Genomic DNA, 17,053 nt, shown 5'->3' with positions numbered 1-17,053 from the left:
ACGCGTCATTCTTTTTTGAGTCAGCCTCCTTTTTCGTCGTAGTGCTCCTGTTATAAGGATATCCGAGACGTTGCCAATTTGTTTAACTGTGACTCTGATACGGCTGGAGCGGAATAACGAATGTGTCCGTGTTCGACATGATACGGGGTCTCAAGCAAATCTTCTTCGAAATAATCGGCAGTACTTGCCATATCGATCGGATAAGCGAGTCCAGGCAGTGTTGCAAAAGCAAGGGTCTGACGACGCCCGATACCGCTCTCGAACATCCCACCGAGCCAGTAGGGTGCTTTTGTTCGAAGGGACAAAGCGTTCGTCAGTCCACCGACGCGTGCCGGCTTGATGTTTAGAATCTGACCGGCGTGGAGCGTCTGCATCAACTCGGCATCTGCTGGAGCGACGATGGATTCATCCAGACAAATCGGTGTCTGTAAGAGTCTAGCGAGACGTTGATGTCCGGACCAATCCGACGCTGTGAGCGGCTGTTCCATCATTACGAGACCGAATGAATCCCACTGTTGTAATAGAGGGAAGTCTGCTTCAGTGAAGCTGCCGTTAGCGTCAAACATCAAGGGCGCATCAGGGAAAGCGGCACGTACTTGCTCAAGAACGACGGTATCCGTCGGAGCGAGCTTCAGTTTGATCCGTCCATATCCGGAAGCGATCGCTTGTCCGACGGCTTCGACGGTCTGTGCTGCAGAAGCCCGTCCGAGTGCTTTCCCGCAAGGTACGAGAGATGATTCATCACCTCCGAGATACGTGGCGAGCGATTGACCGGTAGCTGCTGCGAATAATTCATAGATCGCGCCTTCGAACATCGCCTTTGCCATCGGATTACCTTGCACGATGTGGAAGCGATCCGTAACGTCTGCTGGATGATGGAGCGGTTGTTCAAGTAATCGATACAGCAGCGGAGCGATTCCTTGAAGAGAGTGCTGTGTTTCCGATGTATACCACGGTGTATCAAACGCGACACCTTCCCCGTAACCGATTCGTCCTTCCGAATCAGTCAGACGCAAAATCGTCGTCCGACGTACTGTCAGCGTCGAGAGGGCGGTTTGCATCGGACGACGAAAGACGAGCGGAACATCGAACAGTTCGGCAGACCGGAGAGTGATGCTCATAATGACTCCTTCAGTTGCTTCCGCAATAGTTTACCGTTCGCATTGCGTGGCAGCGCGCTATGATAGATATAATCAACCGGACATTTATATTTAGCGAGCAATTGACTGATTTCCGTTCGGACGGTGGCTTCATCGAGTCTACTGACGATGAAGGCGACCGGAACCTGTCCCCATTTAGCATCAAATCGTCCGACGACACCTGCTTCTTGAATCCCATCAATCGAGAGAAGTGCTGATTCGACTTCAGCCGGATAAATGTTTTCCCCACCTGAGATGATGAGGTCGCTTCGACGATCGAGGACGTAGAGGTATCCATCGGCGTCCATACGTCCTAAGTCACCAGTCTTGAAAAATCCGTCTGCCGTAAAGGCGTCTGCCGTTTTCTCTTCATCATGAAAATAGCCTTTCATGATCGTCGGGCCTTTGACTTCGATCTCTTGGTGACGCGTAATGCGGATTTGCGTCGGATGAATCGCTTGTCCGGCCGATCCGATCTTTCGTAAGGCATCCTCTGGCAAAAGAGTCGCGATTTGAGAAGCTGTTTCCGTCATCCCGTATGTCTGCATGACCGGGATATTACGATCAAGGGCACGCGTCAGAATCGGTAATGGAACAGGACCGCCTCCTGTCAGTACGACGCGAAGCGCGTGGCGACGTAGTCCGGCTTCGAGCAACCGATCAAGCATGACCGAGACGAGTGAGACATGGGTGATCTTTTCTGTCGTAATCCAGTGCAAGGCGCGTTCTGGTGAAAAATGTGACTCGAGAATGATTGGTACTCCATAGATGACTGCCCGATAGACGACAGCTAACCCACTCATGTGGAACAGCGGCGTGACGATCAAAAAACGATCCTCTGGCAGTGATCCAATATGACGCGCGGCGTTCGTCGCACTCGAGAAATGATTCAACATCGTTTGTTCAACGGCTTTCGGATGTCCGGTCGTACCACTCGTAAAGAGCATCGATTGGACGTATTGCTTTGGCATATGGCGTATCAACAGGTCAGGTGCTTCTTTTTCATAAGAGAAAGCCACGCACGGGATCCTTGTATCAAGTGTCCGGTCCGTCACGATGAGCCGTACATCTGCCTGCTTGAATTGACGTAATACTTCCGTTTGCGTCAAACGTGTGTTGATCGGGACGACGGTCAGTTCAAGCAATTGAGCTGCGTGAAGTGCGACGATGTAGCGCGCACTCGATGGACCGTACAGGGCGATCCGGTCTCCACGTGTCACGATCGTCGCCCAAGTACTCGCTAAGCGATGCGCGCGTGCATATAGTTCAGACCACGACCAATGCTCTGTTTCCGTAATGAGTGCGATGTCATCCGGCTGTTCTTTTGCCCGTGTATAGATCCAAGGATACAAAATAGTCACTTCCTTTTGAGATGAATATACGAAAAAGGTTCAATGTCGTAAGACGATTGAACCTTTTTTCATTATGGGAAACGCGGGAACTGTCCGAAGTCTGGGTTGCGTTTTTCTTTGAACGCATCGCGTCCTTCTTTTGCTTCGTCCGTTGTGTAGTACAACAACGTTGCATCTCCTGCGAGTTGCTGAATCCCTGCAAGACCATCTGAATCAGCATTGAATGCCGCTTTGAGGAAACGAAGAGCCGTTGGTGAATGTTGAAGGATTTCAGCACACCATTGAATCGTTTCTTGCTCGAGATCTGCGAGTGGAACGACCGTGTTGACGAGTCCCATATCAAGTGCTTGCTGTGCGTCATATTGACGGCAGAGGTACCAGATTTCACGCGCTTTCTTGTGTCCAACAACGCGTGCGAGGTAACCAGAGCCATATCCAGCATCGAATGAACCAACTTTTGGACCAGTTTGTCCGAAGCGGGCGTTGTCTGCAGCGATCGTCAAGTCACACACGAGGTGAAGGACGTGTCCGCCGCCAATCGCATAACCTGCGACCATAGCGATGACTGGTTTTGGGATGACACGAATCAAACGTTGAAGATCAAGAACGTTCAAGCGTGGAATTTCATCGTCACCGACATATCCACCATGTCCACGTACCTTTTGATCTCCGCCAGAACAGAATGCGAGATCGCCTTCACCTGTTAAGATGATGACGCCGACATTTTGATCGTCACGTGCACGTGAAAATGCGTCGATGAGTTCGTGGACCGTGTGTGGTCGGAACGCATTGCGAACTTCAGGACGGTTGATCGTGATTTTCGCGATCCCGTTCCATTGTTCATATTTGATGTCTTCATAGCTGCGGGCTGATACCCATTCCGGAGCATATTTCATGTGAATTCCCCCAATATGTTAGTGATGAATAAGTAGATTCTCTACCATTGTAACAAACTTTTGCGGTTGGTCGATATGTGGGGCGTGCGAAGCGTGCAAAATCACGTGAATTTTTTCAGGTGATGCCGCTCGTGAAGCGATGGCACGGAATTTTTCATCCTCTGCCCCGACGATCCAATCAATCTCTTTCGGAAGGCATGACCATAGGGATGGCATGCTTCCTGTACCTTGTGTACGTAACGAAGCACTTAAACCTTCCACCGTTTGGGACAGGCGCTCCTGACGCAGTCGCGTACGTTGCGATTCCGGGAGAAGGGCTTGGGGTTTAAATAGTCCAAGTGTCTCCCAGTGATCGACGAAAGCTTCGAGTCCGCCTTTTTCGAGTCGCTCCGCAAGCAATCGATCCGATGTACGACGTACTTTTCGCTCGATTGCCGTCTCGATACCCGGTGTCGTACTAACAGCGATCGTCCGAGCGATTTGCTCAGAGACGACGCTCAGCATTAAAGCGATTCGTCCACCCATCGAATATCCGAGGACGATCCATGGCTCGGATCGCATAGCGAGCAGTGCCTCGAGATCCTTGACCTGTTGCGTCAAACGCATTCGTTGCTCAGACGCCGGTGTCGTTTTTCCATGTCCCATCAAATCGAGGCGATAGACGGTGAAGTGAGTCGATAAATGCTCACTTAGCATGTCCCACGTCGAGAGGGAGCCTGTAAAACCATGAAGCAATAGAAGCGGTGGACCCGATCCCTCGATTTTCACATGATACGTATGCCCACGCAAAATCATTGGAACACCTCGGCTAACGCATGATTCGTCACGTCCCAGATCGAACGGTGCATCTGTACGTTTTCTGTTCGTGTCGTCTTGACTTCAAGAATCCGAGTGACGTTCGTCTCTTCCGCAAGTGCTTGACGTAGCGCGGCGATGGAATCGATCGCCTGATAGGTTACACCGTATCCGGAAGCGAGAGAAGCGAAGTCGAGATGCTGCGGTGTACCGAAGAGTGGTTCAAATACCTCTTGCTCAAGTCGTTGTTGCGGTAAAAAGCTAAAAATGCCACCACCTGCATTGTTGACGAGAATGATCGTTAACGGAAGCGTCCGTGCTGTCATCAGACCGTTGATATCATGAATGAACGCCAAGTCACCGACGAGTAAGTAGCGATGTGTGGCATCAAACGTTGCTCCTAGAGCGCTTGAGAGAATGCCGTCAATTCCGTTCGCTCCTCGGTTCGCGAGTAGACGAAGGGATGTTCCTGTCGGTAGGAACGTATCGACATCCCGGATCGGCATACTGTTCGAAACAAAGAGACTTCCGTCCTGTAACGTCGCCAATGCACGGACGACGTTATATTCCGTCATCTCCTCTTGATCGATTGTCGCAAAAGCAGCGGCGACGCGTCGCTCCGCCTGTTGCAACAGTGTCAGATACGCAGGATCGTGCGGAACAGATTCATGATGCGCGAGTTGTCGCGCGTGACCAATTACGAAATCCGAATGAAGCTGTGGATCGCGCCAGTTTCCTGGATGACCGACGACCGTCGTCGGAATCTCCCGAGACCAAAGCAGATAAGGTTTTGACGTCGGCATGGCACCGAAACGAATGATTCGGTCTGGTCGGACGTGCTGAGCGGTAGCGGGATGTTTGAGCCATGTATCGTAATAGGCAAAAACGTGAGCATCATGCGATTGTCGTCCTTGACTGAGTGGATCCGCCAACACCGGAATCCCTGCTTGTTTCGCATACGAGATGACAACCTGACTGTCCGCCGCAGTAAGTTGTGGTCCAAGTACAAAAAGAAGACGCTCTTCTTGAAGTGCAGTCGCTAAAGCGTTGTTTACGCCCGGTGTCGGTTCAGGTAAAATACCGACCGGACGCCCTGTCCGTAAGAGATCGAGTTCCGGCACGAGCGGTTCACGTAACGGAACATTGATTTGAACCGGGCCAGCTGGTTCCGTCAGAGAGAGTAGGGTTGCACGTTGTGCAACATGAGCGACGTAAGGAAGGCTCGCTTCTTCTGCTAACGGAAGATCAAACGCATGCCGAACCTGCTTCCCGTACAGACCAACCTGATCAATAGCTTGTGGCGCACCGACATTCCGTAATTCATGTGGTCGATCGGCGGTCAAGACGATCAGCGGAAGTTCAAAAATATTCGCTTCGGTCACGGCTGAATAATAGTTCGTCGCAGCGGTACCGCTTGTACAAATCAACGCAACGGGACGAACGCGTTCTTCCGTCCGTGTTAGACCTAAAGCAAAAAAACTAGCCGACCGTTCGTCAACAAGGACGTGGGTACGGCTAGAAGGATGCAGAAAAGCAGCAATGGCAAGTGGTGTCGAACGGGAACCGGGACTGATAACGAAGTCCCGGACACCAGAAGCGACGAGCGTATCAATTAACGTGTGCATCCACTTAGTCAACATAAATATCATCCTTTTCAATCGAACCGACGTGTCCAAGTGCTTGTACCATCGGTGATAGTTTAGTTTCCGTCTCTGCCAGTTCACTATCGAGATGAGAGCCTTCGACGAGACCACAACCGGCGTAAAGAATGACCGCCCGTTCTGTAAACAATCCAGATCGAATGGCGACGATGAATTCCCCGTCATCCTGTCCGTTCATCCAACCAACAGGTGAACCGTACCATCCTCGTTCGAACGTCTCAATTTCTTGGATAGCATCGACTGCTAACTGCTTGGGTTCGCCTCCAAGCGCAGGTGTCGGATGCAGTTTTTCGATTAATTGGAATAACGTCACATCTTCTTTTAAATGAGCTGTGATCGGTGTATAAAGATGTTGAATATGGCGATTCTTCAAGAGAATCGGCGTATCCGGACAATCCAGTTCCTCTGAAAAAACAGATAATGTTCGTTCGATCGAATCCGCGACGATTCCGTGCTCCACCCGATTCTTTTGATCTTGTAATAACGATTGACCGAGTGCTTCGTCCATCTCATCCGTTGCGTGGCGTGGTGCAGAACCAGCGACGGCTGCCGTTTCAAGACGACGTCCACGTTTTAAGACGAGTCGTTCCGGTGTAGCGCCGATAAAGGCTTCTTCCGGATTTGGTTGGAAACAGAAGACGTAGCTGCCGGGCTGCGTATCTTCGAGTTCAGCGACGACAGCGGCTACGTCGAGTGGACGATCCAGCTCATAGACGACTTCGCGCGCCAGGACGATTTTTTCAAGTGTCGTCTCCAAGTAGTGCATAGCTTGATGGAACGAAGCTTCAAAGGCTTCATTCCCATCTCGCGATAGTCGTAAGCGCGTGACGCCTGCCGCAGTCGATGGTTGCGGTTGATTGACTTTGGCGAAATCGAGTGAGAGTTCATTTAAGATAGAATCGACTTGATCCATTGGCTCGACGCGGGCAAAAATCGTCACACGTGTCTTGCCATCTTGTTCTAGAAATAAAAACTTCGGAATCGTCATCGAAGCGTCTCCGAAGGAAGACCAACGATAATCCGGTTGTTTAAGTTCGGTAAACGAAAATCCGCTGAACGCAAATAAATCATGACCGACATGATCGCGATTCAAGTTTGCCCATTGCGATTGAATCCGTAAAAAACGATCCGTTCCTGAAGCCTGAAGTTGTTGTACGATGCCAAACCCGATGGCCCGCATCGAGCGATCAGGTGTCGCGAAATAAAATCGTTCCTCGATACCCTGTTCGAGGGAACGCATGTCAGTTGCTTCGATTTCCCATGAATACGAAGCGAGTATAGGTCGTTGTGAGGCGTTCGCCTGACTGACGGCCTGTCCGATACACTGTTTTAGCTCTTGTTGAGCGTAAGCCATACCGCTCATTGCCCCCTAGTCTATAGATACTGTGATATGTTTCACTTAATCTAAGTGTAAACTTTTTGCGGACAAAAAAGAAGGAATAAGCTATCTCGGATTGAACATTGACAGCAAAAAACGAAACCCGATACACTTAGACAGGAAAGGGGTTATTATATGAATAAATCAATCGCTGTCTATTGGCGAATGACACGACCGCATACATTAACAGCAAGTTTTGTTCCGGTCGTCGTCGGTACGGCAGTTGTCGCACCACGCGTGGAATCGATACGCTTGGATTTGTTCGTGGCGATGTTGATCGCATCGATGTTGATTCAAATCGCAACGAATCTGTTCAATGAATACTACGATTACAAACGTGGTTTAGATACGGAGGAGTCGGTCGGAATCGGTGGATCGATCGTTCGTGACGGATTCAAGCCGGGAACGATCCTAGCGTTCGCACTTACATTGTATGGCATCTCAGCATTACTCGGTGTGTATCTGTGCATCGAGACATCGTGGTGGTTACTTGTCGTAGGACTCATTTCGATGTTCGTCGGATATATCTATACAGGAGGACCGCTTCCGATTGCCTATACACCGTTTGGAGAAGTCGTTGCAGGCTTTTTCATGGGATATATCATCATCGCGATTTCGGCGTACTTACAAATTGGTTATGTTCCGACAGAAGCCGTTGCGATTTCGGTACCAGTCGCCATCTTGATTGGTTCGATCCTACTTGCGAATAACATTCGTGACTTGGATAATGATAAGGTCAACGGACGAAAAACGATTGCCTGTCTCGTCGGACATCGCCGTGCCGTGTACGTCTTGATCGGATTTTTTGCGGCGGCTGTCCTGTCTCTCATTATTGCCGTACTCGCATTCGAAGTCTCATGGTTTGCGTTACTCGCGTTATTGAGTATTCCGCTCATGATCAAAGCGGTCCGTCTCTTCTGGGAAGACTTGCCACCGGAAAAGCTGATGCCTGGCATGGCACAGACCGGTAAAGTGAACACGATTTTCGGACTATTACTTGCAATCAGTCTCGTGATCGCGAATATCTGATTCTTTGGAGCAGCAGGCGATTCGCTTGCTGCTTTTTTAACGTGAAGATAGCGAACAGTTAGAAAAAAACTACTTCGGTTGTCACTGATTTAAAATTTTACTATAATTGAAGCAATGTGCCTGAAAGATCAAACAAGGTCGGAAATCAGGAAATATGGTTAGAGGTGGAACTGAAATGAATAAAATCGCGGTAATCGGAAAAGTATTCGTCGACATAAAAGGAACTTCGTTCGCTCCTTTGCATAAGGATGCGAAAAACGTAGGAGACATCACGTTTTCAAATGGAGGAACAGGACGCAATGTAGCACAAAATCTAGCCGTCCTCGGGAATGAAGTTCGCTTTATCTCGACGGTTACGAATGATCAGATTGGCGTGGGAGTGCTCGATGAGCTGAAATCTTACGGTGCAAATGTGGATCACGTCGAAATGTTAGAAGATCATGGAATGGGCATGTGGCTAGCTGTCATGGATAACGAAGGTGACTTGCAAACATCGATCTCGAAACAACCGGATGCGAAGTTGCTCGAAGAGGCGATTTTACGTCAATCAATCTATGCACTCGATGGGGTCGATGCCGTTGCGATCGATCTTGATTTATCCGTTACGGTCTTAGAACGTTTGATTCATCTATGCCGTAAAATGGAGTTGCCATTGTTTGGTGTTTGTGGTCACTTGAGCGTCATCGAACGAAATCGTCATCTGCTACAAGGGTTCACTGGATTCATTTGTAGCCGAGAAGAGGCGGAAATTCTGTCTGATCTGTCGATCGTGACGGTTGAAGATGCGATTCATGTAGCAAATGAGCTAGCGAAAAAAGGTGCTCCATTCACGGTCGTGACGATGAGTGAACTCGGGGCGGTCTACGTTGATCGTCGTACAGCGACATCAGGTCACGTCGGAACGAAAAAAGTGAAGGTCGTTGACTCAACGGGAGCAGGCGACTCATTCTTCTCTGCTGTCTTGTCTGAATTGACACAAGAGAGACCGGCAGAAGAAGCCTTGAAGCTTGGCATGAAGGTTGCAGCGGAAGTCATCGCTTCGACAGAAAATGGACTCGTTCCTGAAATGCTGGATGCTCTTCGATAAGTAGAAATGATAAAAGGGGAGGTGGCGTCATGCCGATTCAACGAAGTGCAATCATTTTACGAAACGAACAGGATGAAATTGCGTTGATCCGACGGGATAAACCGAACGAAACGTATTATGTCTTTCCAGGCGGTGGGAAAGATAACGGAGAATCGTTAGAAGAAACAGCGATTCGTGAAGCACATGAAGAACTTGGAATCGATGTGGAGTTGACCGGTATTGCCGCCATCGTCCGTTTTAATGGATTCGACAATCCTTATTTTTGGGCGAAAACAATTGGGGGTCGCTTTGGCACGGGTACGGGTGAAGAGTTCGAAGAGGAAGGATCGGGTTATACACCGGTCTGGATCAAGCGTTCGGAGCTACCTTCGTTACCGATTCGTCCACCGTCACTTGCCAAACAGCTGGCAGAAATGACAGAACCATTCTATGAATTGATCCTTTCTGAAAACGAATGAGGTTTTAGTTGAAATAAAATGGGAAAAGTATATTAAAACAATGAGGTGGTCTTCGACTGCCTCTTTTTCATGAAGGAGAGATGACGATGGCGCATTCACGCGATCCAAAAGGGCTTGCCCTGAACTTAAAGCAACGAATGTCCGATCATAACATCACGGATTATGCAGGGACACTCGCTTATTACTGGTTTTTATCCATTTTCCCAGGTATCATTTTCGTCATTTCCGTCTTATCTTTCTTTGACATCGATCGTCAGACGCTCGAATCACAAATTCGCGACTTAGCGCCAGGTGGAGCCGTCAACACATTCACCGATACGATTTTCCAAGCCATCAAGGAACCACAAGGTGGATTGTTATCGATCGGTGCGATTCTTGCCGTCTGGTCCGCCTCAAAAGGAGTCGATCGTTTGATCACGACGGCGAACCATGCCTATGGTGACTTCTCGCCCCGTGGTTTCGTCGCAGCACGTGGGATTGCCTTATTGCTCACGATCGTACTCGGAATCGGGATGTTGCTGCTGATCGTCTTGAATGTTCTCGGTGGTCCGATCATCACGTATCTTGCCAATTTCGTCCTGCCGATCGATATGGGGCAAAAAATCCTACTGACGGTCTTACGGTATGTCGTGTCGACGATTCTATTGATTGGTATCCTGTCGATTTTTTACCGCGTCGCACCAAAGCGCCCGATTACATTCAAAGAAGCAATTCCAGGAGCCGTTTTTGGTGTCATCGTCTGGCAATTATTATCGGTTGGATTCGGATTTTACGTCTCGAACTTCTCGAATTACAATCAAACGTACGGTTCGCTCGGTAGTGTCGTCATCTTGTTACTATGGCTCTACTTCACAGGGCTGATCATCTTACTCGGTTCTGAATTGAACGCATCATGGGAACGGTTCATGAAAAAAGCGGATCCGAAGAAAATGGAAGAAAAGCGCTTGAAGGAACAAGCTGAACTTGATGCGATTCCGACGAATACGTTCGGATGAAGGTACAAAAAAGCCTGACTGCCATGTGGCGGTCAGGCTTTTTTGATGGTTAAGCAGCTAATCGTTTTTCAGATGAACGCTGTGGAAGACTTGGTAAAGCATCCTGTTGAAGAAGGCGTAAACCGTTCAGGATGACGAGAATCGTTGATCCTTCGTGTCCGACGACGGCGAACGGCATGATGAGGAACTGGGACAAATTCGATGCGATCAATAGGAGGATGACACCGATCGCAAGCGTGATGTTTTGTTTGACGATCCGGTTCATCTTCCGGGCTTTATGCACAGCATAGGCAAGACGACCTAAATCATTTTTCATCAAGACGACGTCAGCGGTCTCAAGCGCAGCGTCCGTTCCTTCACCCATCGCAATCCCGACATGTGCTAATGCAAGGGCTGGGGCATCGTTAATGCCGTCACCGACCATCGCGACGGTCCGACCTTCTGTTTGGTATTGTTTGATGTAGCGGACTTTATCTTCCGGTAGGCACTCAGCGACGAAATCCGTTAATCCTGCTTCACGCGAAATAGCAGCTGCCGTGACCGGATTATCACCAGTTAACATGATCGTTGCGATGCCGAGATCATTTAAGGCAGCAATCGCTGTTTTGGCTTCCGGACGAATCGTATCACGTAACGCATAAAGCGCTACGATCTGTGCTCCATTGCTGACATAAACGATCGTATGCCCTTGCTCTTTCAATGACTGTTCGATCGCAACGAATGGATCTTCTAAACCATCGTGGAACGCTCGTTTACCGATACGATACGTGACACCATCGACGGTCGCTTCAATTCCGTATCCTGTCACATCTTTAAACGTTGATGGTTCGCGGACATCGGTTTTTAAGTGATCGACGATTGCTTGTGCGAGTGGATGGTTCGACTGCGCTTCGATGGAAGCGACCGCTTGTTGGACTGTTCGGACGTCCATGCCTTCCGCGTAACGACTTTCAGTGACGACGGGTTTCCCTGTTGTCAGTGTTCCCGTTTTATCGAAGACGATCGTATCGACTTGACCGAGCGTCTCAATGTGGGCGCCTCCTTTAAAAAGAACGCCATTTTTCGCAGATGCGGCAATTGCAGATAAGGCAGCAGGTGTAATCGACGCAACAAGGGCACAAGGTGAGGCGACGACGAGAAGAATCATCGCGCGGTAAATACTTGTCTCAAATGTCCAGCCAACGACGTAATGAGGGAGGACCATCATTAGTGCAACGACGAGGAGGACGATTTTGACATAACGGCTTTCGAAACGTTCGATGAACTGAGCAGATGGAGACTGTTCACTTTGTGCGTTTTGGACCATATGAATGATTTTTTGGAACAACGATTCGTCAGCAGCTTTCGTCATCTCAATGGTCAAGACACCATTCATGTTGACAGTCGAGTTATAAACGGTATCACCTGTTTGTTTTTCAACCGGAATCGATTCTCCTGTAATCGATGCTTCTTCGATCGCGGCTTGACCGCGTACGATGACACCATCGACTGGAATCCGCTCCCCAGGACGAACATAGACGAGGTTACCAATCGCTAATTGTTCGATTCCGACGACTTCGAGTTGACCGTTTGCATTCAGACGTGTTGCTTCCTCTGGTTGTAAGGACATCAAGCTTTGCAAGGCACGTTCGTTCTTATTCATCGTGTATGTCTCAAGGGCACCGGATAACGCAAAGATGAAGATGAGGATCGCACCTTCCATCCAATAGCCGATGGCAGCCGCACCGATAGCAGCTAAAATCATCAATAATTCGACGTTCAACGTTTTTTCTTGATACGTCTCCGTCAATCCTTCCTTCGCTTTCGCATATCCTCCGATTACATAAGCCGATAAGTACAATGTGACATATACGGCAGATGCCGCATTGAATTTTTCAAGTCCGTAAGCAACTAAAATCAATATTCCGCTAAACAATGCTAGAATCAATTCGTGATGCTCATCCCAAGCATGACGGAATACGGAACGCTGTTGAACATCGGTAGTAGTGGAAGTCGTCATATTAAAACTCCTTTCAAAATGTAAATGAGAAATGAAATCATTATAGAAAGAGAATGAGAATGTGATATATCAATGAGTTTAACTGATTGATAATGAGTTTCATTGTCTCTAGATTATAATTATTATTATCTGTAGAATTACTATACCATGCTTCAGTGAAAAGGAACAGGAAAGGAACTAGAAAGATGCAAAAAATTTTAACCCATCGGATTGGACTCGTCGTCTTTGCGTTACTGACGACTTTTTTGTGGGGCAGTGCATTTCCCTTCATTAAAAAAAGTTATGACTTATTACAGATCACATCTTCGGAATACGGAGAGCAATTGCTGTTTGCAAGCTATCGTTTCTTTTTAGCAGGTGTGTTATTACTTGTCGTCAGTGTCTTCGTCTTCAAACAGACGATTACACTGAAGGAGCGGACCTACGCCTATAGTCGTCTCGGCTTCTTTTTGACGTTCTTGCAGTATGTCTTCTTCTATATTGGTCTCTCCTTATCGACGGGAGTGCAAGGATCAATCATCGCTGGATCGACCTCATTCTTCCAGATGTTACTTGCTCATTTTCGATACGAAGACGATCGACTGAATCGATTTAAAGGACTCGCCTTATTCCTTGGATTCACAGGTGTCATCTTGGCCAACTGGCCGCAAGGTGGACAAGGTGTCTCGTTCGGTATAGGGGAAGGGCTGTTGATTGCGGCAATGGTTTCCGGAGCGTTCGGTAACTTGATCGCGAAAGAATATTCAGCACGTTATCCGGTGGCGCCGATGACAGGATGGGCGATGGTCATTGGATCAATCGGTCTCTTTATCGCAGGAGTCATTCTCGATGGTCATGTCGCACCGTTTACCTTTTCAACGACAAGTGCTTGGATGCTCGTGTATCTTGCCTTCTTATCAGCGACTGGATTTACGCTTTGGAACTTACTAATGAAATATAATCCAGTCAGTAAAGTGTCGTTGTTCATGTTCTTCGTACCGATCTATGGTGTCAGTTTATCGGCCTTGATTCTCGGCGAGACGATTCCACCTCAAGCGTTGCTTGGGTTACTCTTCGTCGTCAGTGGTATTTTAGTCTCGACGTACCTTCCTGTATGGTTTCAAAAGCGAGGTTGACGAAGATTCAGAATCGTGCAAAAATAGTTTCAATCAAAGTAACTCCCAATCGTTCGTTGCTCAAGCCGACCCGTTCGGCTTTTTTCTGTACGGTCAAGTGAAGACCGATTCGGCCTTGTCTGAAAGGCTAGTGCGACTATAAAACGGAAGGAGATGAAAACGAATGGAACGGAATGAGATCGTTCGAAAGATCATTGCCACTCGTCGTCCACGTGATGAGTTTGCCCGGTTCGTCGTAACGTGCGTCAGTCAGCAGTTGAAGGAAACCCATGGAGATGTGGATGTGGAAATCATCGAGGCGGAGAGAGGTTACGATTCAGTGTGGTCAATCAACGGTCGAGAGGTCGTCGTGCTGCTCGAGACAGAAGAGCTGAAGCGTGCAAAAGAACAGCCGTATGCGATCGACGATAAGCTCTGGCGGAGTTTTCGGCAAGAAGGAATCGTGAAATAAAACAAAGGATCTTGCGCATCATTAGCGCAAGATCCTTTGTTTTAGATCCGGGATGATTCGTGACGTTTCGCGTATCGTAAGAGAAACGCAAGTGTCGCTAGAACCAGAACGAATAGACTGAAATAAAGCATACCTGGAAGCAGAACGAACAAGCTGCCAGCAATCGGTCCAAGGATCGAACCAAGACTAAAGGCAATCCCTGCAAGCAAGTTGCCCGTCGGAAGAAGGTGTCGCGGTAACTGTTCCGTCATATAGGCGACACCGAGCGAGTACGTCGAGCCAAGTGCCATCCCGCTAATAGCAAAAATCGTGAATAACCAACCATATCGTTCGAAGACGAAGCAAGCGATGAGGAAAGCAACAGAGCCAATCGAAAGAACGGTTACTAACGTCCGACGTTTTCCGAAGTGATCAGCAAGTCGTCCAAGTGGAAGTTGCATGATCAACGAGCTGACGACGAATGTTGTGATCAAGGTACTCGTCTCAGATAGACCGTACCCGTTACGCGTCGCAAAAACGGGAAAACTGGCATTCAGTGTGGCTTCGAGAAAACCATATGTAAAGCCAGGAAGTAACGTGAACCAAGCAGTTGATAGGACAAGTTTATACCGTGAGGCGGCGCTTTGCAGCTCCTCCGGCATGACGGATGACGGTTTTTCGTTCGGCATACGCGATAACAAAATCAGGACGATGACAGTCAATGTACCAGTCAACACGAATGGTAGCCAGTTGATGACATCGACGAGAGGTGCCGCAAGAGGACCGAGAGCAAAACCGAGACCGAATGCCATCCCGTATAGTGACATCGTTCGTCCTAACCGTTCATTTGGGGTAATGGACGTCACCCAAACCTGTGATCCATAGTGTAACGTCTGATCACCAAATCCGACGAGGAACCGTAAAATCATCCAAGCAATGACGCTTGGAAGGAGTGGAAATAAGAAAACCGCCACTGCAACAAGAGCGAGTCCAAACGAGATGACCGGAATATAACCACGTCGTCGTAGTGGACCTTCCATGAGAGGGGCGGCGACGATGACACCGATATAGAGAACGGCAGCGCTGAGACCGTTGATGAAAGCGGGGGTTCCTTGGCGTTCAAGTAAAATGGATAACAGTGGAATCAGCAGACCTTGCGTGAATCCGGAAATGAAGACGATCGATAAGATAAGAGCAAAACGACGTGACACAAGTAACGACGACCTTTCTTTTTTCTTTTAGCATAACACGCCCCGGCCTCTGAAACGGGAGACCGGGGCGTGCTTCATTTATTTTCTTGTTCAAAACGTGTCGGACGCGGCATATGCAGAAGATGTTCGTCCCAGTCTGTCTGGTCGAATACTTCATCATGTTCGATGCTGTGTGAAGCGCGAATACCAACCATCATGACGAACAAGACCATACTGAACGTACCGATGATTGCGACAATACCTACGAGCCATTCCATCCCGGTCACCCCTTTTAGAAAAACAGAATGTGTCTACTTTGTGACATTTTTCCCGGGATGCCATCGTTCAAAACCTTTTTTTAGTTTTAAAGCCGGCTGGACTGTTTTGTGAAATCAATCTCAGGGTAATATGCGTTTTTCACAAGCGCGTTAGGTCCAAGGCATTGCACCGCAGGGCAGTGACATGACAAGCTTTTATTCAGTTCTGTCTCTTGCCACTCGGCATAAGCATCATTGAAAGATGTCTCGTGAATCGTACCTAGCGAAGCAAGTTCGTCACCGAAATCCGTTACGATGATCTCGCCATCAAAGATGTTGACGTTAAGACGGGAACGTCCATCAGGGTCATTGCGAACAGAGACGTTTTTCTCTTGACGCAATCGACGATGAAGTTCTAAATCCGCCTCTTCCATCGAACAAGCATAGAAGGGGAGTGTTCCGAATAACATCCAGACGTTCGGATCCCGGACGTCAAGCAAACGATGAATTCCGTCACGGATTTCAGATAAACTAGCTGCTTCGATCATTGATGCGAAGTCAGCGGGGTACATCGGATGCACCTCGTGGCGGACACAGCCCATGTCGACGATTTCCTTATGAATCGCTTCAAGGTGTGGTAATGTCCGTTTATTGATCATCGTCTCTGCAGAAACGATGACACCACGTGCATTTAGAACACGGGCATTCTCTTTCATCGTCTCGAAAAGCTTCGTCCGTGCTTCACGTGACGGTTTTCGTTCCATCATCGCAAAGCCACCATCGATGAAATCATCAGCTGTTCCCCAGTTATGTGAGATGTGCAAGACATCTAGATAAGGAATGATTAATTCATAACGAGATAACGGAAGTGTTAAATTTGAGTTGATTTGGGTTTTAGCGCCACGTTCGTGGGCATACTTAAGTAAAGGGACGACATATTCCTTGACGGATTTCATCGAAAGCATCGGTTCGCCGCCGGTGATTGAGAAGGCACGCAGATGTTCGATTTCATCCAGACGTTGAATAAGTAGTTCGACTGGAATCTCGGGTGACTCGCTACTGGATAACATGTAACCAACGGCGCAATGTTCACAGCGCATGTTACACAGTTTTGTCGTCGTGACTTCGATGTTCGTCAAACGGACGGTGCCGTATTGTTCAATGTCACGATAAGCTTCCCACGGATCGTTTGCGATCGTGATGGGTGATGATTGTGGCATGGGTACTCCTCCTTTTTAGTGCTCCACTTCGTATCGTATGCTAAAATAACGT

15 protein-coding genes and 1 pseudogene are annotated in these 17,053 nt (G+C 48.4%); 6 read left to right on the top strand and 10 right to left on the bottom strand.

Annotation, left to right across the window (positions count from 1 at the left end; genetic code table 11):
* Positions 1-50: 50 nt before the first annotated feature.
* The 6 genes from menC to B3G15_RS04300 form a co-directional block, all read right to left on the bottom strand.
* Positions 51-1,121 carry an o-succinylbenzoate synthase gene (gene menC / locus B3G15_RS04325; RefSeq protein WP_290716149.1) on the bottom strand — a complete coding sequence of 357 codons (1,071 nt, stop codon included), beginning with the start codon at positions 1,119-1,121 and terminating at the stop codon, positions 51-53.
* The gene (menE, locus tag B3G15_RS04320) at positions 1,118-2,500 is read right to left on the bottom strand and encodes an o-succinylbenzoate--CoA ligase (RefSeq protein WP_290716145.1); all 1,383 of its coding nucleotides are present in this window, start codon (positions 2,498-2,500) and stop codon (positions 1,118-1,120) included. The genes menC and menE overlap by 4 nt, the downstream gene beginning before the upstream one ends.
* 62 nt (positions 2,501-2,562) lie before the next feature.
* Positions 2,563-3,387 (bottom strand): 1,4-dihydroxy-2-naphthoyl-CoA synthase, encoded by an 825-nt coding sequence (gene menB, locus B3G15_RS04315; RefSeq protein ID WP_023469886.1) that lies wholly within the window; start codon positions 3,385-3,387, stop codon positions 2,563-2,565.
* A gap of 18 nt (positions 3,388-3,405) precedes the next feature.
* Complete coding sequence (gene menH / locus B3G15_RS04310) at positions 3,406-4,182, bottom strand: 2-succinyl-6-hydroxy-2,4-cyclohexadiene-1-carboxylate synthase (RefSeq protein ID WP_290716137.1); 777 nt, start codon at positions 4,180-4,182, stop codon at positions 3,406-3,408.
* Positions 4,179-5,822, bottom strand: a complete 1,644-nt coding sequence (menD, locus tag B3G15_RS04305) for a 2-succinyl-5-enolpyruvyl-6-hydroxy-3-cyclohexene-1-carboxylic-acid synthase (protein WP_290716134.1) — start codon at positions 5,820-5,822, stop codon at positions 4,179-4,181. Before menD ends, menH begins: the two co-directional genes overlap by 4 nt.
* On the bottom strand, positions 5,812-7,197 hold the full coding sequence (locus B3G15_RS04300) for an isochorismate synthase (RefSeq protein WP_290716131.1): 1,386 nt from the start codon (positions 7,195-7,197) through the stop codon (positions 5,812-5,814). The genes menD and B3G15_RS04300 overlap by 11 nt, the downstream gene beginning before the upstream one ends.
* Before the next feature lie 159 nt (positions 7,198-7,356).
* Here B3G15_RS04300 and B3G15_RS04295 point away from each other — a divergent pair, with 159 nt between their 5' ends.
* From B3G15_RS04295 to B3G15_RS04280, 4 genes are all read left to right on the top strand, one after another.
* Positions 7,357-8,250, top strand: a complete 894-nt coding sequence (locus B3G15_RS04295; RefSeq protein WP_029340886.1) for a 1,4-dihydroxy-2-naphthoate polyprenyltransferase — start codon at positions 7,357-7,359, stop codon at positions 8,248-8,250.
* 175 nt (positions 8,251-8,425) lie between these two features.
* A complete protein-coding gene (locus tag B3G15_RS04290) occupies positions 8,426-9,337 on the top strand; it encodes a PfkB family carbohydrate kinase (RefSeq protein ID WP_149426878.1) in 912 nt (303 codons plus the stop codon).
* 29 nt (positions 9,338-9,366) lie between these two features.
* Positions 9,367-9,795, top strand: coding sequence for an NUDIX hydrolase (locus B3G15_RS04285; protein ID WP_058704970.1), 429 nt, complete (start codon positions 9,367-9,369; stop codon positions 9,793-9,795).
* Between the two features lie 86 nt (positions 9,796-9,881).
* Positions 9,882-10,790, top strand: coding sequence for a YihY/virulence factor BrkB family protein (locus tag B3G15_RS04280; protein WP_023467287.1), 909 nt, complete (start codon positions 9,882-9,884; stop codon positions 10,788-10,790).
* Positions 10,791-10,839: 49 nt separating this feature from the next.
* Here the strand turns inward: B3G15_RS04280 and B3G15_RS04275 are convergent, their stop codons facing one another.
* Positions 10,840-12,789, bottom strand: coding sequence for a heavy metal translocating P-type ATPase (locus B3G15_RS04275; RefSeq protein WP_290716117.1), 1,950 nt, complete (start codon positions 12,787-12,789; stop codon positions 10,840-10,842).
* A 185-nt stretch (positions 12,790-12,974) separates the two neighbouring features.
* Between B3G15_RS04275 and B3G15_RS04270 the strand changes: the two genes are divergently transcribed.
* Together B3G15_RS04270 and B3G15_RS04265 are read left to right on the top strand one after the other, a co-directional pair.
* Positions 12,975-13,904 (top strand): DMT family transporter, encoded by a 930-nt coding sequence (locus B3G15_RS04270; protein WP_050677392.1) that lies wholly within the window; start codon positions 12,975-12,977, stop codon positions 13,902-13,904.
* 163 nt (positions 13,905-14,067) lie between these two features.
* The gene (locus tag B3G15_RS04265) at positions 14,068-14,355 is read left to right on the top strand and encodes a hypothetical protein (protein ID WP_023467290.1); all 288 of its coding nucleotides are present in this window, start codon (positions 14,068-14,070) and stop codon (positions 14,353-14,355) included.
* A 41-nt stretch (positions 14,356-14,396) separates the two neighbouring features.
* Here the strand turns inward: B3G15_RS04265 and B3G15_RS04260 are convergent.
* The 3 genes and pseudogenes from B3G15_RS04260 to yfkAB all read right to left on the bottom strand — a co-directional run.
* Positions 14,397-15,548, bottom strand: a pseudogene (locus B3G15_RS04260) (MFS transporter); the annotation flags it as partial.
* A 71-nt stretch (positions 15,549-15,619) separates the two neighbouring features.
* Positions 15,620-15,802, bottom strand: coding sequence for a hypothetical protein (locus tag B3G15_RS04255; protein ID WP_023467292.1), 183 nt, complete (start codon positions 15,800-15,802; stop codon positions 15,620-15,622).
* Positions 15,803-15,888: 86 nt separating this feature from the next.
* A complete protein-coding gene (yfkAB, locus tag B3G15_RS04250; RefSeq protein ID WP_214749592.1) occupies positions 15,889-17,001 on the bottom strand; it encodes a radical SAM/CxCxxxxC motif protein YfkAB in 1,113 nt (370 codons plus the stop codon).
* Positions 17,002-17,053 lie beyond the last annotated feature (52 nt).

It is taken from the genome of Exiguobacterium sp. UBA1053 (assembly GCF_002316465.1).
Lineage (GTDB): Bacteria > Bacillota > Bacilli > Exiguobacteriales > Exiguobacteriaceae > Exiguobacterium_A > Exiguobacterium_A abrahamii.
Note: the sequence above shows the minus strand (reverse complement) of the source record. Positions and strands in the feature narration are given on the sequence as shown.

What these genes read in the sequence shown, in the direction of transcription:
- menC (WP_290716149.1), bottom strand. Translation starts at nt 1,121, where the DNA reads ATGAGCATCACTCTCCGGTCTGCCGAACTGTTCGATGTTCCGCTCGTC.
- menB (WP_023469886.1), bottom strand. Translation starts at nt 3,387, where the DNA reads ATGAAATATGCTCCGGAATGGGTATCAGCCCGCAGCTATGAAGACATC.
- menH (WP_290716137.1), bottom strand. Translation starts at nt 4,182, where the DNA reads ATGATTTTGCGTGGGCATACGTATCATGTGAAAATCGAGGGATCGGGT.
- menD (WP_290716134.1), bottom strand. Translation starts at nt 5,822, where the DNA reads ATGTTGACTAAGTGGATGCACACGTTAATTGATACGCTCGTCGCTTCT.
- B3G15_RS04300 (WP_290716131.1), bottom strand. Translation starts at nt 7,197, where the DNA reads ATGGCTTACGCTCAACAAGAGCTAAAACAGTGTATCGGACAGGCCGTC.
- B3G15_RS04295 (WP_029340886.1), top strand. Translation starts at nt 7,357, where the DNA reads ATGAATAAATCAATCGCTGTCTATTGGCGAATGACACGACCGCATACA.
- B3G15_RS04290 (WP_149426878.1), top strand. Translation starts at nt 8,426, where the DNA reads ATGAATAAAATCGCGGTAATCGGAAAAGTATTCGTCGACATAAAAGGA.
- B3G15_RS04285 (WP_058704970.1), top strand. Translation starts at nt 9,367, where the DNA reads ATGCCGATTCAACGAAGTGCAATCATTTTACGAAACGAACAGGATGAA.
- B3G15_RS04280 (WP_023467287.1), top strand. Translation starts at nt 9,882, where the DNA reads ATGGCGCATTCACGCGATCCAAAAGGGCTTGCCCTGAACTTAAAGCAA.
- B3G15_RS04275 (WP_290716117.1), bottom strand. Translation starts at nt 12,789, where the DNA reads ATGACGACTTCCACTACTACCGATGTTCAACAGCGTTCCGTATTCCGT.
- B3G15_RS04270 (WP_050677392.1), top strand. Translation starts at nt 12,975, where the DNA reads ATGCAAAAAATTTTAACCCATCGGATTGGACTCGTCGTCTTTGCGTTA.
- B3G15_RS04265 (WP_023467290.1), top strand. Translation starts at nt 14,068, where the DNA reads ATGGAACGGAATGAGATCGTTCGAAAGATCATTGCCACTCGTCGTCCA.
- B3G15_RS04255 (WP_023467292.1), bottom strand. Translation starts at nt 15,802, where the DNA reads ATGGAATGGCTCGTAGGTATTGTCGCAATCATCGGTACGTTCAGTATG.
- yfkAB (WP_214749592.1), bottom strand. Translation starts at nt 17,001, where the DNA reads ATGCCACAATCATCACCCATCACGATCGCAAACGATCCGTGGGAAGCT.